This is a genomic window from Dactylosporangium sp. NBC_01737, assembly GCF_035963215.1.
GTDB lineage: Bacteria > Actinomycetota > Actinomycetes > Mycobacteriales > Micromonosporaceae > Dactylosporangium.
The window spans coordinates 12636322-12651288 of sequence record NZ_CP109153.1 but is presented as its reverse complement, the minus strand read 5'-3'; the positions used below and the strand labels follow the sequence as shown (position 1 = coordinate 12651288).

Annotated in this window: 15 protein-coding genes; 8 read left to right on the top strand and 7 right to left on the bottom strand. The window is 70.3% G+C overall.

Annotated elements, in window-relative coordinates; all coding sequences use genetic code 11:
• Positions 1–18 precede the first annotated feature (18 nt).
• The 3 genes from OHA72_RS58300 to OHA72_RS58290 all read left to right on the top strand — a co-directional run bounded on the left by OHA72_RS58300 (position 19) and on the right by OHA72_RS58290 (position 1589).
• Positions 19–381 (top strand): VOC family protein, encoded by a 363-nt coding sequence (locus OHA72_RS58300; protein ID WP_327004698.1) that lies wholly within the window; start codon positions 19–21, stop codon positions 379–381.
• A 12-nt stretch (positions 382–393) separates the two neighbouring features.
• The gene (locus tag OHA72_RS58295) at positions 394–963 is read left to right on the top strand and encodes a hypothetical protein (protein WP_327004697.1); all 570 of its coding nucleotides are present in this window, start codon (positions 394–396) and stop codon (positions 961–963) included.
• A gap of 221 nt (positions 964–1184) precedes the next feature.
• Positions 1185–1589 carry a hypothetical protein gene (locus OHA72_RS58290; RefSeq protein WP_327004696.1) on the top strand — a complete coding sequence of 135 codons (405 nt, stop codon included), beginning with the start codon at positions 1185–1187 and terminating at the stop codon, positions 1587–1589.
• Between the two features lie 53 nt (positions 1590–1642).
• Here the strand turns inward: OHA72_RS58290 and OHA72_RS58285 are convergent, their stop codons facing one another.
• On the bottom strand, positions 1643–2269 hold the full coding sequence (locus OHA72_RS58285) for an FMN-dependent NADH-azoreductase (protein ID WP_327004695.1): 627 nt from the start codon (positions 2267–2269) through the stop codon (positions 1643–1645).
• 84 nt (positions 2270–2353) lie between these two features.
• On the opposite strand from OHA72_RS58285, the gene OHA72_RS58280 reads away from it, so the two are divergent.
• A complete protein-coding gene (locus tag OHA72_RS58280; protein WP_327004694.1) occupies positions 2354–2782 on the top strand; it encodes a MarR family winged helix-turn-helix transcriptional regulator in 429 nt (142 codons plus the stop codon).
• Between the two features lie 51 nt (positions 2783–2833).
• A complete protein-coding gene (locus tag OHA72_RS58275) occupies positions 2834–3757 on the top strand; it encodes a hypothetical protein (protein ID WP_327004693.1) in 924 nt (307 codons plus the stop codon).
• Between the two features lie 3 nt (positions 3758–3760).
• Here the strand turns inward: OHA72_RS58275 and OHA72_RS58270 are convergent, their stop codons facing one another.
• On the bottom strand, positions 3761–5686 hold the full coding sequence (locus tag OHA72_RS58270) for a S8 family serine peptidase (RefSeq protein ID WP_327004692.1): 1926 nt from the start codon (positions 5684–5686) through the stop codon (positions 3761–3763).
• Between the two features lie 362 nt (positions 5687–6048).
• Between OHA72_RS58270 and OHA72_RS58265 the strand changes: the two genes are divergently transcribed.
• The gene (locus OHA72_RS58265) at positions 6049–6387 is read left to right on the top strand and encodes a hypothetical protein (protein WP_327011876.1); all 339 of its coding nucleotides are present in this window, start codon (positions 6049–6051) and stop codon (positions 6385–6387) included.
• Positions 6384–6881 carry a roadblock/LC7 domain-containing protein gene (locus tag OHA72_RS58260; protein ID WP_327004691.1) on the top strand — a complete coding sequence of 166 codons (498 nt, stop codon included), beginning with the start codon at positions 6384–6386 and terminating at the stop codon, positions 6879–6881. The genes OHA72_RS58265 and OHA72_RS58260 overlap by 4 nt, the downstream gene beginning before the upstream one ends.
• Here OHA72_RS58260 and OHA72_RS58255 read toward each other — a convergent pair.
• The 5 genes from OHA72_RS58255 to mmsA are packed head-to-tail and all read right to left on the bottom strand — an operon-like array spanning position 6871 to position 13406.
• The gene (locus tag OHA72_RS58255) at positions 6871–8088 is read right to left on the bottom strand and encodes a M48 family metallopeptidase (RefSeq protein ID WP_327004690.1); all 1218 of its coding nucleotides are present in this window, start codon (positions 8086–8088) and stop codon (positions 6871–6873) included. The genes OHA72_RS58260 and OHA72_RS58255 overlap by 11 nt on opposite strands.
• 18 nt (positions 8089–8106) lie before the next feature.
• On the bottom strand, positions 8107–9324 hold the full coding sequence (locus OHA72_RS58250) for an ROK family protein (RefSeq protein ID WP_442788791.1): 1218 nt from the start codon (positions 9322–9324) through the stop codon (positions 8107–8109).
• Positions 9325–9377: 53 nt separating this feature from the next.
• Entirely contained in the window at positions 9378–10487 is a 1110-nt protein-coding gene (locus OHA72_RS58245; protein ID WP_327004688.1) for a substrate-binding domain-containing protein, read from the bottom strand.
• A gap of 55 nt (positions 10488–10542) precedes the next feature.
• Complete coding sequence (gene mmsB, locus OHA72_RS58240) at positions 10543–11841, bottom strand: multiple monosaccharide ABC transporter permease (protein ID WP_327004687.1); 1299 nt, start codon at positions 11839–11841, stop codon at positions 10543–10545.
• The gene (gene mmsA / locus OHA72_RS58235; RefSeq protein ID WP_327004686.1) at positions 11838–13406 is read right to left on the bottom strand and encodes a multiple monosaccharide ABC transporter ATP-binding protein; all 1569 of its coding nucleotides are present in this window, start codon (positions 13404–13406) and stop codon (positions 11838–11840) included. The genes mmsB and mmsA overlap by 4 nt, the downstream gene beginning before the upstream one ends.
• Before the next feature lie 315 nt (positions 13407–13721).
• Between mmsA and OHA72_RS58230 the strand changes: the two genes are divergently transcribed.
• Positions 13722–14912 (top strand): ROK family transcriptional regulator, encoded by a 1191-nt coding sequence (locus OHA72_RS58230; RefSeq protein WP_327004685.1) that lies wholly within the window; start codon positions 13722–13724, stop codon positions 14910–14912.
• Positions 14913–14967: the final 55 nt, after the last annotated feature.

Here is a 14967-nt window from a genome sequence, read left to right as displayed (position 1 = left end):
CCGGGTAGCAGACGGTGTATGTCCGCACACATCGCACAGTGCGCCATCGACGTCACCGACCTGGTCGTCATGACCCGGTTCTGGTCCGCGGCCCTCGGCTACGCCGCGGGCCCCGAGGAGGAGGGCGGTGTCCACCTCTTCGGAGCCCCCGGCGCGCCGTCGGTCTTCCTGCAGCGCGCCGAGACTCCGAAGCCGGCCAAGAACCGCATCCACCTGGACCTCATCGCGGAGGGCGACGTCGAGGCGGCGGTGGTCCGGCTCGTCGGCCTCGGCGCCCGCCCCGTCGACGTCGGCCAGTCCGGTGCCGAACCCTTCACCGTCCTGGCCGACCCCGAGGGCAACGAGTTCTGCCTCCTGCACGTCGACCCGCGCGGGAGCTGACACCATGCATCGATGAGCACCTCCAGCATTCCGTTCCGGCTGCGGTCGGCCGCCGGCACGGTCGAGGCCGGCCTGGTCCGCAACAACCACCCGGTCGAGCTCGGCTGCGGCCTGCTCGACGCGTCGGTCCCAGCCGCCGCCGCGTCCGGCTTTCCGGTGTGTACGGCCCGCGTCCAGCACCCCGCACAGGGCTACGCCGCCGCGTGCGGCTGGATCCAGTTCGTCCGCAGCACCGACGGCGGCCCGGGGTTCGCCCTCGACCCGCTCGCCCTGTTCCGCGGGATCGACACCCCGTACGCGTTCTTCGGCATCAGGCCGATCTTCTTCGACGCCCCCTTCCGCGCCGGCGCCGAGGACCTCGACTGGCTGGCGTACACCTTCCTGTGCTTCAGCCCCGACGCCGTGATGAGCCGCCGGGTCCACGCCGCGATCGGCTTCAGCTGGGGCTTCCAGCGCCGCGACGGCCAGTTCACCTTCATCCACCCGGTACACGTCGCGCCGGCCGCCTGGGACGAGCGCCTTCCCCTGCTGCGCGCCACGTTCCCGTCCTGGACCTTCGCCTCCGGCTTCCGCGAGGACTGAACCCATGGCCGGCCAGTCGCCGGCCGGCGCCCCCGGCGACCGGGTGCCGCTGGACCTCGCCGCATACGGACGGCGGGGTCCGTTCGGGGCCGTGCTTCCTGCCGTCGACTTCGCGACGGCCGGGACGCAGCCGTGGTTCGGCGGTGAGGTGCAGAAGTGGTGCTCGGTGGCGGCGTCGGCGGCGACGGCGACGCTGAACGCGGCGGCCCGGGAAGCCGGCGATGTTCGACGCGCGGGTGTTCACGATCGCGGACCCTGCCGAGGTTGCCGGGTACTTCATCTGGCGGCAGCGCGACGCGGTGCGCAACAGCATCTCGATGGCGGCGCGGGCGGTCTTCCCGCACCGGCAGCTGGACGGCGTGCACTCGGGGCAGGCGCAGGAGATGCTGTTCGCGGAGCGCGGCATCAACTGGAACGACTATCCGGCCGGGTGCAAGCGCGGGCGGGTGGTGGTGAAGGCGTCGGGGGAGCGGGCCGTGACGTTCGTGCACAAGCGGACGGGCGTGCAGGAGACGGTGACTGCGCTGCGGTCGTGGTGGGAGGTTCGGGCGGCGCCGCACTTCACGGCGAACCCGGACGGGTTCCTGGCCGGGACGATCCCGGCGCTGCCGGCGATGGCCGCCTGAGAAAGGGGTGTGAAGGCCGCGCGGGCGCGGCCTTCACACCTCGCGGCGGGTGGTCAGAAGCGCTTGGCGGCCTCGACGGCGTCGGCGGTGGCCAGGGCGCGGCCCGCGTCGGCGTCGGCGGTGGCGAGGTTGGGGCGGAACGTGACCGTGGTGAGGTCGGTGATGCCGGCCCAGCGCAGCCAGTCGTCGAAGTACGGGCGCTGGAAGTCGGCGCCGAACGCGGGGCCGCGGCCCTCGCCGTAGACGGCGCTGGTGTAGATCACCGCGGCCTTGCGCCCGGTGAGCAGGCCGCTGTAACCGGCGGACGGGTCGAAGCCGAAGACCAGGCCGGGCTGGCTCACCACGTCGATGAACTGCTTGAGGATGTACGGGATGCCGGCGTTCCACATCGGCACCGAGAAGAGCAGCTTGTCCGCGGCGGCGAAGCGGTCGAACGCGGCGCGTGCGGCGGCCCAGGCCGCGGCGCGCTCGCCGGTGGGTTCGACGCCGGCGAAGACGTCCATCTTCGCGCCGGCGGCGGCCGGGCCGAACGCGGGGAGCGTGCCGTCCCACAGGTCCCACTCGGCGACGGTGTGGGTGGGGTGCTGCTCGCGGTACACCTGCAGAAAACGCGACGCGAGCGCGAGTGACTCCGAACCGGCGCCGCGCGGGGACGCCGAGATGTGCAGCAGCTTGACCATGTCAGACCTCCGAAAGAAAGTGTGTGCGCACGCACTAAGTTAGCCAGATGCGTGCGCGCGCACAAGAGTTGGTACGGTGTGACGATGGACAACACGGCCGCCTGGGCGGGCCTGCTGCGGGTGCACGCCGCGCTGGTCCCTGTGCTGGACCAGGAGCTGCAGGCCGCCCATGGCCTGCCGCTGACCTGGTATGATGTGCTGCTGGAGCTCAACTCCGCCCCGGAGCGCCGGCTCACGATGGGGGAGCTGGGCGCGAAGGCGGTGGTCAGCCGCAGCCGGACCAGCCGCGTCGTCGACGAGCTCACCAAGGCCGGGCTGGTCGAGCGGGTCGCCAACCCCGTCGACGGGCGGTCCGCGTTCGCGAGGATCACCGCCGCCGGGCGGGCCAGGCTGCGTGCCGCCGCACCCACCTATCTCGCCGGCATCGAGGCCCATTTCACCAGCAAGATGACGCCGGCGGAGGCGCGCACCGTCGCCGCGGCATTGGAAAAGGTGCTGAGGGGTCGTCAGTAGTGCTCGCTGGGCGTTTGCTCACTGAAAGGTGACGGTAGATACTCACCGGGCATGGAGAAGGGCCTGGGTCGCGACCTCGCGCACGCGCTGCGCACGGGCCCGTTCTCGGCCGCGCTCCACCTGGCCATCGAGGACCGGGGCATCCGCCTCGACGAGATCCGGGAGCAGCTGGCCAGCAAGGGCATCAGCGTCAGCATCACCACGCTGAGCTACTGGCGGCGGGGTCGCAGCAGACCCGAACGACCCGAGTCGCTCAAGGCGGTCCGCCTGCTCGAGCAGATCCTCGCGCTGCCCGAGGAGTCGCTGATGGTCCAGCTCGGGCCGCGCCGCCCGCGCGGGCGGTGGCTGAGCCAGCCGCCAGGGACCATCGAGATCGACCGGCTGTTCAGCGACGGCACCAGCGTGGCCAGGATGGTCGCCGAGCTCGACCGGTGGATGTATCACGAGCTGACCAGGCTCAGCCTGCACGACCTGTATCTCGTCGGCGCCCAGCGGCAGGAGATCAGCCTCACCTGCCGGCAGGTGCTGCGGGCGAACATCGACCGGGTCTCGCGGACCGTGGCGGTCTTCCTCACCGATGACCCGGCCGCGCACGTGAGCATCAGCGCGATCCGCAACTGCCGCATCGGCCGGGTCCGCTCCGACGCCGGCGGGCTCGTCGCCGCCGAGATCATCTTCGACCGGATGCTGGCGCAGGGGGAGACGGTGGTGCTGGAGTACCAGTACCGCAGCGACTCACTGTCCACAACGGACAACTACTACCGCGGGTTCTCCACCCCGGTCACCGAGTACGTGCTGCTGGTCCAGTTCGACCACGACGCGGTGCCGGCGCGTTGCCGGCGTTTTGAACGCCGGGGACTCAACGCGCCGGACCAGGGCGTCTGGGAGACCTGGATCGGCTCCACACACGGTGCCCACGTCATCGCCTCCGACGTTCCCCCCGGGATTGTCGGCATGCGCTGGGAGTGGGAGTAACCCCTATGAAGCGGCGATCGACACGTCGTCGAGGACGAAGCTGGTCTGCAGCGACCAGTCCTCGACGCCGTTGAACTTCAGCGTGACCGTCTGCCCCGCGAACGCGCCGGCGTCGACGACCTTCTCCACGTACCCGGTGGTCTTGTTCAGGTTCGTGTACGTGGCCACGGTGGTGCCGCCGAGGGTGACGGTCAGCTTGTCGTAGGCCACGTTCTCGGTCTCCGCGGTGGTGATGCGGATCCAGAAGCGCAGTTGCACGCTCGTGCAGCCGGACGGGATCGCCACCGGCTGCGAGACCGTGTCGGTCTGCACCTGCCCGCCACCGTTGAGCCAGGCGTTGCGGGTACCACTGCGCGCCGGGTACTGCGACCACGTGCCGATCACGTTCGCGGTCGCGGTCCACGGCGAGGTGCCGCTCTCAAAACCACCGTTGCCGACGGGCTGCGAGGGTGTGCAGCCGCCGCCACCGGTGGTGACCGTCCAGGTGAACGTCGTGGACGCGGTCTTGTTCGCCGCGTCCTTCAGCGTCACCGTGACGTTCGAGGTGCCCGCGGTCGTCGCGCTGCCGGTGATCCGACCGGTCGACGCGCCGATGGACAGCCCGGCCGGGAGGCCGGACGCGCTCCAGGTGTACGGCGTGGTGCCGCCGCTGCCCTGGATCTGCAGGTCGGCCGACTGGCCGACGGCAGAGCTCCTGTTGCCCGGGCTGGTGACGGTGGGGTCACTGCCGGAGGTGGAGCCGACGTACAGCAGGACGTTGGGCGACCCGCTGCCGACGCTGGTGATCTTGCCGGTGGTGCCGTTGCCGACGAGGGCGTCCCGGACCTGCGCCGGTGTGGCGTTCGGGTTCGCGCCCAGGTACAGCGCCGCGGCGCCCGCCACGTGCGGCGAGGCCATCGAGGTGCCGGTCATCGTCGCGCTGCCGGTGTTGCTGGAGTACGACGCCGACACGATGCTCGTCCCGGGTGCGAACAGGTCCAGGCAGGAGCCGTAGTTGCTGGTGCTGTTGCGGGCATCGGAGCTGTTGCTGTTGCCGACGGTGATCGCCGCGGCGACACCCTGCGGACTGTAGTAGCAGGCGTCGTCGCCGTTGTTGCCGGCCGCCTGCACGAACTGCACGCCCGAGCTGATCAGGCTCGACACCGCGCTGTCCATGGCCTGGCTGCTGCACCGGCCGCCGCAGCCGATCGAGTAGTTCGCCACCGCCGGCTTCTGGGCGTTGGCGCGCACCCAGTTGATGCCGGCGATCAGGTCGTCGTTGGTGCCGGTGCCCTGGCAGTCCAGGACCCGGACCGAGACGAGGCCCGCCTTCTTGGCGATGCCGTACGTGGTGCCGACCGCCGTGCCCGCGACGTGCGTGCCGTGACCGTGGCAGTCGGCGGGGTTGCTGTCCCCGTCGACGATGTCGGTGCCCTGCCGCACCCGGCCGGTGAAGTCGGTGTGGCTCGCGTTGAGGCCGGTGTCCAGCACGTACACCGTGGCGCCCTGACCCGGGTTCGCCGGGTACGTGAACGCCTGGTTCAGTGGCAGGCTCCGCTGGTCGATGCGGTCGTCGCCCCAGTTCGGCGGGTTGTTCTGGGTGTCGGTGATCGTGATGCGCTGGACCGCCTCCACCGAGGCGACCGCCGGGTCCGCGGCCAGCCGCTGCGCCTGCAGCGCCGACATGCTCGCCGAGAAGCCGCGCTGCACCGGGTCGTACACGTGCCGCGTCTGCCCGCCGAAGCGGCCGGTCAGTCGTTGCGCCTGGGTGGCGATCGAGGTGGAGCCGTCGTTCAGGGTGACGATGTAGCGACCCGGCACCGCGCCGGGACTGTCCGCGTACAGGATCGCGCCGACCGCGGGCACGGCCTGCGCCGGTCCGGCCGCCGCGAGGGCGCCGACCAGCCCCGCCACGAGCGCGGTGCCGGCCGCCGTAATTCGGTGCAACACGGTGAGACCTCCTCCGAGGGGATGCCAGCTCCGTGGCCGGGTCCCGTTGACACCGACCCCGGAGGGCTGCAGCAGAAGGTAGGAGCGGGCGGCCACCGGTGGTCACCCCGGTGAACAGACGCCGGCGATTCGCGTCGTCAAAACTGTTTATGAAGCCGGCGAGCGGGACGCTGCGTGAAGAGGGGCTCGCGTGCGGTCACGGGCGCATCGGTCGACGAGCCACCTGGCCATGAGCCGACCGGCTAAATGCGGCGCCGGACGATGCGAGAAAAGATCGTCTTGTGCGAGGGTGGCCGTGGGAACCGCACCAGCTCGTGGAGGCACGCTTGAGCAACAACCTGGACGTCGCGCTGAAGAGCGCAATGAACATCGAAGGGGCGTTCGCGGTCGCCCTCGTCGACTACACCAGCGGCATGACGCTGGGCACCCTCGGCGGCAGTCCCGACTTCGACATCACCGTGGCCGCGGCCGGCAACACCGATGTCGTGCGGGCGAAGCTGCGCACCATCGAGATGCTGGGCATCAATGAGCCGATCGAGGACGTCCTCATCACGCTCGACAGCCAGTACCACCTGATCCGCCCGCTGCACTCGCGCGGCGGTCACGGCCTGTTCCTGTACGTCGCGCTGGCCAAGGCCCGCGCCAACCTCGCGCTGGCCCGTCACCAGCTGCGCCAGATCGAAGTGGGCCTCGAACTGTGACATCCGGCTTCTTCGGGGGCGACTCCGGCGACCCTGGTGGCCTGCCGCGCCGGGAGAGCCTCGACCACGGTGGCGCGGTGGGGCAGCTCCCACCAGCCCCGTTCGGGGACCGGCCCGAGCCGTACGACGCGGTCCTCACCCCGGTCCGCGCCGCGATGGCCGACCTGCGGCTGCGGGTGCCCGGCGTGCGCGGCAGCGTGATGGCCGGTGTCGACGGGCTGCTGGTCACCTACGACCTGGGCCCGGAGGTCGAACCGCACGACCTGGCCGCCCTCGCCGCGACGACCTTCGGGCTGGGACGGCAGGTGAGCCTGGTGCTCGGGCAGTCACCGTTCCGCGACGCCACGATGCGCAACGAGGGTGGCTACTTCACCGTGTACGCCGTCAACGGCAACACGCTGCTGGCCGTGCTCGGCAGCGACGGGCTCAACGTCGCCCGCCTGCACCTGGAGGCCCGGCCGACCTGCCAGCACCTCGCGATGCTCATCCACTGAGCCGGTTCGCCAGTTTCGCGAACCACGGGCTCAGCTCGGCGTCGATCGCCGCCCATTCCTGCTCGCCCGGCGCCACCTGCGGCTCCTGGACCGGCCACGACAAAACCATCCGCCGGCGCAGCCCGGTCGGCGGGTGCGAGCCGAGCAGGGACGCGTCGTTCCTGAGGCTGAGCAGCCGCGCGGTGTCCAGGGTCGCGGCGCCGCGCAGGTGGACGGCGGCCGCCCGCCAGCCGCGCGGGTCGGCGAGGTTGCGGTGGGCCGCCGTGACCGCCGCGCGGAGGTCGACGGCGACCAGCAGCCCGTCGAAGAGGCCCGCCATGGCCGCCGTGCCGGCGACCCGGGCGGCGATCTGGTCGGCGAGGTACTCGGCGCGCTGGCTGTCCCGGCCGGCGAGGACCAGCAGCGCCACCGACAGCAGCCACAGCACCGGCGCGACGACGACCGTCACCGGCAGCACCCACAGGTTGCCCTGCCGGACGGAGCCGGTCAGCACGTCGAGGATGTTGCGCAGGACCCGGATGCCGCCCGTGACGACCACCCCTCGCCGGGCGTCATGGTTGACGAAGTGGCCGAACTCGTGCGCGAGCAGCCCGACGCGTTCCTGCGGGTCGAGCGCGGCCCACAGCGGCAGCCCGAGGGACAGGACCCGGCGCCGGCGCAGCCCGTGCACGCCGGTGGACGCGTTGACGTCGTGGTCGAGGTGCACCTCGTGCGGCATCGGCGTGCCGGCGGCCTCGGCCACCCGTGCCAGCAGGCCGAACAGGGCCGGCGCGGTGCCGGCGTCGACGGTCCACGGCTGCCAGTGCCGTTCGCGGCGGCGCGGCCAGACCAGCACGAGGGTGCCGATGATGAGCACGGGCCCGAACAGCATGGTGATGAGGTTGCCGAAGCCGGTGAGGAAGACCCCGGCGACGAGGAAGAACGGTGCGACCAGCAGCAGCGGCGCGGCGAGCAGCAGCATCGCGACGCGGGCGAGGGGGTTGCCGCGCCGCGCGACGCGGTGGCCGGCGAGCGAGGTGTACTGCCGGCGGTTGAGCCGCACCGCCAGCCAGTGGTCGGCCCGGTCACCGGCGCGCAGGCCCCACAGCCGCGGGGCCCGGTGCCGGTCGAAGGCGTCGAGACCCCATTCGCAGGCCGGGCACCACGCCGGCGACGTGTCCGACACGATGAGGCCGGCGTCGCAGCGGGAGCACAAGGGCCGGGTCACGGTTGATCATTGTGCCGGTCAGGATTCGGCCGTCTCCAGAGGGTCGGCGAGGAGGCGTTCGAAGGCGAGCTCCGCCGCGCCGACCAGCGGGGCGTCGTCGCCGAGCAGCGGGGTGCGCAGCCGGACGTGCTCCCGGCAGGCGGGCAGGGCCATCGTGGACAGGCGGCCCCGGACGTGGGCGGCGCCGGCGAGGTAGAGCTCGCGCAGGGCACCGCCGAACACGACGGCGGTCGGGTTGAAGATGTTCACCAGGTTGGCGACGCCGAAGCCGAGCCACTCCGCGGCCTGCCGGACCGCGGCGCGGGCCGCCGGGTCGCCGAGCCGGGCCGCCTCGACGCAGGCCAGGACGGCGCCGCGGTCCAGCGAGACGTGGCGGGCGATCTCCGTCTCCCAGCAGCCCCGGGAGCCGCAGCCGCACTCGCGGCCCTGCGGGTTGACGACCATGTGGCCGACCTCGCCGCCGTGGCCGCCGTGGCCGGTGACGCGGCGGCCGCCGGCGATGATGCCGGCGCTGATGCTCGCGTCGCCGTGCAGGTAGATGACGTTGTCGAGGCCGGTGGCGGCGCCCCGGGTGTGTTCGGCGAGGGCGGCGAGGTCCGCGACGTTGCCGACCATCGGCGGCCGGTCCAGCCCCAGCGCCTCCCCGATGTCCCCGAGGTCACCGGTGCCGCCGTCGATGGCGTCGCCGGTGCGTAGCATGCGCACGATGCCGTCGGCGTGGCGCATCATGCGGGACACGGCGATGCCGCTGCCGACGAAGACCGCGTCGGCGGCCGCGGCGCGCTGCATGTCGCGGATGAAACCGGCCAGGGTGGCGACGGTGTCGCGGACCGCGGTGCCGTGCGGGCGGGGCAGCTCGCGGCTGTCCAGGACCTTGCCGCCCAGCCCGACCCGCGCGGCGCGTAGCCGGTCGACCTCGATGCTCAGGGCGTAGCCGTAGACCCGCGACGAGCGGGGGCGCACGACCAGCGAGGGGCGGCCGGCGCGGCCGGTCTCCTGCGGGGTGCCCTCGTCGATGAGCCCGGCGCCGGCGAGGTCCGCGGTGAGCGCGCCGATGGTGCTGCGGTTGAGGCCGAGCTGGTTGGTCAGCTCGGCGCGGGAGGTGGCGCCGCTGACGTGGACGTATCGAAGGAGCGCCCCCAGGTTCTGGCGGCGGACCGAATCCTGGGTGGGGGTGCTTCGCTGGGGGCTCGTGGACACGGGCAGTCCCTTCGGCGGAAACCCGGGGCGAAACAGTCGTGGGTCCCCGGAACGGCGTTCCGGGGACCCACGACGTCAGGTGCCTGGTGTTACTTGGTGAGCGGGGACAGCTTCGGGTCGTTGGCGTACGCCTCGGCGGCGTTGGCCTTCGTCACGATGACCGGAGCGAGCAGGAACGACGGGATGACCTTGACACCGTTGTTGTAGGACTTGGTGTCGTTGATGGTCGGCTCGTTGCCACCCTGCAGCGCCTTGACCATGTTGATGGTCTCGGCAACCAGCTTGCGGGTGTCCTTGTTGATCGTGGAGTACTGCTCGCCGGCCATGATCGACTTGACCGACTCAACCTCGGAGTCCTGACCGGTGACGACCGGGACCGGCTTGCCTGCGGCCTTGACCGAGGTGATGATCGCGCGGGCCAGGGTGTCGTTCGGCGAGAGCACGCCGTCGAGGGTCTTGCCGGCGGTGTAGGTCGAGGTCAGCAGGGAGTCCATGCGCTGCTGCGCACCCTCGGCCTTCCAGCCCTGAATCGCCGTGGCCTTGACGTCCTTCTGGCCGGAGCCGACGATGACGTCACCCTTGGCGATCAGCGGGTTGAGCACGTCCATCGCGCCGTTGAAGAACACGCCGGCGTTGTTGTCGTCCGGCGAGCCGGAGAACAGCTCGATGGTCCACGGGCCGGTCGCCTTCTTGGCCTTCATGCCGTCCAGCAGGGCCTGGCCCTGCAGCTGGCCGACCTTGAAGTTGTCGAACGCGACGTAGTAGTCCAGGTCCGGCGTGTTGGTGATCAGCCGGTCGTAGGCGATGACCTTGGCGCCGGCGTCCTTGGCCGCCTTGACCTGGGTCGAGAGCTGCGCGGCGTCGGTGGCGCCGATGACGATGACCTTCGCGCCCTTGGTGACCATGGCGGAGATCTGCGCCTGCTGGTCGGCGACCGTGGTCGACGCGCCGGCGTACTGCACGTCGGACTTGAAGCCGGCGTCCTTGAGGCCGTTGGTGAACAGGTCACCGGCGAGCACCCAGTTCTCCGACGTCTTCGACGGCAGCGCGACACCGATCAGGGAGTCGGCCGCGAAGCCCTTGGCGGCACCGCTTGGGCTGCTGCTGCCCTCGCGCTCCGAGTCGCCACAGGCGGCGGAGGTGAGTGCGAGCAGAGCTACCGCGCTGACGGCGAGGCTCCTGGTGAGGAACTTGCGCATGTTGGGGAGTGCCTTTCTTCGGATGGTGGTGCGGGTGTTGGGGCGGGACAGGGCGTCAGCCGGCCACCGGGGTCTTGGCGGCCTCTTGTCCGGTTCCGGATGGTGCGGACGGACCTCCGGTTGACTCCCGGCGGAAGGGTTTACTCAACGATCCGATGATCGAGAAGCGACCCTGGCTCTTGTTGTAGACGTCCAACGCGACGGCGGCGAGCAGGAACAGGCCCTTGATGATCTGGACCTTGTCGGTGCCGGTGCCGATCAGCTGAAGGCCGTTGCTGAGCAGGGCCATGACCAGACCGCCGACGATGGAGCCGCTGATGGTGCCGAGGCCGCCGGAGACCGCCGCGCCGCCGATGAAGACGGCCGCGATGGCGTCCAGCTCCCAGCTGAGACCGTCCTGCGGGCCCGAGGCCCCGGAACGGGCCACGAAGATCATGCCGGCCAGTGCCGCGAGCACCGACATGTTCATCATGACGAAGAAGTTGACCCGCTTGAGCTTCACGCCGGACAGCTCCGCGGCGCGGGCGTTGCCGCCGACCGCGTAGATGTACCGGCCGCCGGCCGTGTTGCGGGTGTAGAAGCCGTACGCGAGGACCAGAACGGCCAGGATGATGCCGGAGATCGGGAAGCTCGTGCCGACCCGGCCACCCGCGAACCGCAACGTGGCGAAGATGATCAGACCCAGCATCACGGCCAGGCGGATCAGCGAGACCCACACCGGCGCCGGCTCGGCGCCCATCTGGACGCGGACCTGGCGGGCCCGGTACTCCCGGTAGGCCACGGCGAGACAGGCCGCCAGGCCGAGGAGCAACGTCAGGTTGTTGTACCCGGTGTCCGGGCCGACCTCGTTGAGGTAGCCGGCACCGATCTTCTTGAAGGCCTCCGGCACCGGCACCGAGTCGGCGTTGCCGATGTACTGGTTGGCGCCGCGGAACAGCAGCATGCCGGCCAGGGTGACGATGAAGGCGGGCACCCCGATGTAGGCGACCCAGAAGCCCTGCCACGCCCCGACGAGCGCGCCGACGCCGAGCCCGAACAGGATGGCCAGCCACCAGGGCAGGTCCCACTCCTGCATGGCCTTGGCGACCACGATGCCGACGAACGCCGCGACCGATCCGACCGACAGGTCGATGTGACCGGCCACGATCACCATCAGCATGCCGATGGCCAGGATCAGGATGTACGAATACTGGCTGACGACGTTGATGAGGTTGCCGGACGTGAGGGTCAGCCCGTCGGTCTTGATCTGGAAGAACAGGATGGTCGCCAGGAGCGCGAAGATCATCCCGAACTGCCGGGCGTTGGAGGTCGAGCCCCCGAAGAGGTTCTTCTGCAGGTCTTTGAATCGGCTCATGGCGTCGGCATCTTCTTCGTGGTCGGCATCGTCTTCGTGGAGGTCATCTGCTTCATGAGGAGTTCCGGGTTGGCGTCGCGGCGGTCGATGTTGCCGGTGATGGTGCCTTCGAACACTGTGTAGATGCGGTCACAGAGGCCGATCAGCTCGGGCAGCTCGGACGAGATGACGATGACGCCCTTGCCCTGGTCGGCGAGCTTCTGGATGATGCCGTAGATCTCATACTTGGCACCCACGTCGATGCCGCGGGTCGGCTCGTCGAGGATCAGCAGGTCCGGGTCGGTGAACATCCACTTGGCCAGCACGACCTTCTGCTGGTTGCCACCGGAGAGCTTGGTGACGCCCTCGTCGACCGTCGGCGTCTTGACCCGCAGGCTCTTGCGGTATTCCTCGGCGTAGGTGTGCTCCTTGACCTGGTCGAGCACGCCGCGCCGGGAGATCTTCGACAGCTTGGCCGCCACCATCGACGTCTTGATGTCGTCGAGGAGGTTGAGCCCGATCGCCTTGCGGTCCTCGCTGACATAGGCCAGGCCGTGCTTGATGGCGTCGGCGACCGTCTTGAGCTCGATCTCCTGGCCGTCCTTGAAGATGTGCCCCGACAGCCAGGTCCCGTAGGACCGGCCGAAGATGCTCATCGCGAGCTCGGTGCGCCCGGCACCCATCAGGCCGGCGAAGCCGACGATCTCGCCGCGGCGCACGTTGAAGCTCGAGTTCTTGCACACCAGGCGGTCGGCGGAGATGGGGTGGCGGACCGTCCAGTCGCGGACCTCGAAGAACACGTCGCCGATGTTGGGCGTGTGGTCGGGGAACCGGCTGCTCAGGTCGCGACCCACCATGCCGCGCACGATGCGGTCCTCGTCGACCCCGTCGCCCTTGACGTCGAGGCTCTCGATGGTCTTGCCGTCGCGCAGGATCGTGATGGTGTCGGCGATGTCCTCGATCTCGTTGAGCTTGTGCGAGATCATGATCGAGGTGATGCCGCGCTCCTTGAAGCCGCGCAGCAGGTCCAGCAGGTGCCGGGAGTCGGTCTCGTTGAGCGCGGCGGTCGGCTCGTCGAGGATGAGCAGCCGCACGTCCTTGGCGAACGCCTTGGCGATCTCCACCAGCTGCTGCTTGCCGACGCCGATGTCCTTGATGAGGGTGTCGGGGTCTTCCTTGAGGCCGACCAGGGCCAGCAGCTCGTTGGCCTTCTTGTTGGCAGCCTGCCAGTCGATGGCGCCGAACTTCTTGGGCTCGTTGCCCATGAACAGGTTCTCGGTGATGGACATGCCCGGCACGAGCGCGAGCTCCTGGTGGATGATCACGATGCCGGCGTGCTCGCTGCTGCGGATGTCCGGGAAGCGGGTCTCGGCGCCCTGGTAGATGATGTCACCGCTGTAGGAGCCATACGGGTAGACACCGCTGAGGACCTTCATCAGCGTGGACTTGCCGGCACCGTTCTCGCCGCAGATGGCGTGGATCTCGCCGGAACGGACCACCAGGTTGACGTCGGCCAAAGCCTTGACGCCGGGGAACTCCTTGGTGATCGAACGCATCTCCAGCAAGACCGGAGCGCTGCTCGTCATGTTGCCTCCGGGGGAACGCCAGTTGGCACATTTGTTGTGGCGACCAACTTATTTCAGATCGCAGACTTTGCAAAGCCACCAGCTGGACTGGTTGGTAACAATCCGGTAATGACGCGGCGTCGCGAGCGGGGCGAGAGCCACTGCCTCGTGTCCGGGCGGTTAGCTGCGTGTGTCCGAGCCTAAATCAAATTGTTTTACAAAGTCAACGTGCTGAGAGAGGATGTGATCAGCATGTGATCAGCAACTGAACGAAGGCGGGGACGCGTGCGACAGGTAGGGACCAATCTCCCTAAAGTAGGACAATATAACCGGGCTGTGGTGCTGGATCAGATTCAGCTCGCCGACGGTGTCAGCCGCGTGGAGATCGCACAGCACACCGGGCTCACCCCGCAGACCGTGTCCGGCATCGTCCGCCGACTGATCGACGAGGGCATCGTCCACGAGGACGGCGCCCGCACGTCCAACGGCGGCAAGCCCCGCACCGTGCTGCGGATCAACGCCGACGCCGGCCGCGCCGTCGGCCTGCACTTCGACCCGGTCGAGCTCGCCGCCGTGGTCGTCGACCTCCTCGGCCGCCCGCTCGTCACCGCCCGCCGCCCCACCCCACGCCCCGTCGACCCGGTGAGCGTCACCGCCGCCATGGCCGGGCTCGTCGACGAGGTCTTGGCCGAGGCCGGCGTCCAGCGCAGCCAGGTCCTCGGCCTCGGCCTCGCCGCACCCGGCCCCATCGACCAGCACGTCGGCATGGTCATCTCCCCGCCGCAGCTGGCCAACTGGAGCCGGGTGCCGATCAAGGAGATGCTCGCCACCGCCACCGGCCTGGAGGTGACCCTCGACAACGACGCGACCGCCGCCGCAGTCGGGGAGCGCTGGGCCGGCGCCGGCCGCGGCGTCGCCAACTTCGCCTACTTCTTCCTCGGCACCGGCGTCGGCGGCGGCCTCGTCCTCGGCCACCAGGTGCACCGCGGCGGCTCGATGAACGCCGCCGAGTTCGGCCACACCTCGGTCGTCGCCGACGGACCCGGCTGCTACTGCGGCAACCGCGGCTGCCTGGAGAGCCTCGTCAACCCGCCCGCGATCGTCGCCGCCGCGCACCGCCTGCTCGCCGCCGCCGACCCGCCCGCTTCGTCGCTCGCCGAGGTGTACCGCGCGGACCCCCTCGCCGTGGACCACCCGGCGATCTGTCTCGCCGCCGCGGCCGGCGACCCCCTCGCCTGCACGGTCATCGACGCCGCCGCCGAGCATCTCGCCACGGTCGTCGTCAATGTCGTCAACATCGTCGACGTCGACCTGGTCATCCTCGGCGGCCACGGCATCCGCCACGTCGAGGCCCGCTTCCGCCAGGCGGTGGTGCGGGCGCTGGCGACCCGGCCCCTGGCCCGGCACATCCGCATCGTCGACGTCGCGCTGTCCCCGCTGGGCGTCGACGCCGCCGTTGTCGGCGGCGCCGCCCTGGTGCTGCACGCCACCTTCTCCCCGCAGGTCTCCGCACTGCTGTCCGAGTGAGACCTGCCCGGGTGAGACCCTGACCCGGTGCCGGAACGCTTCGACATCAGGGCGC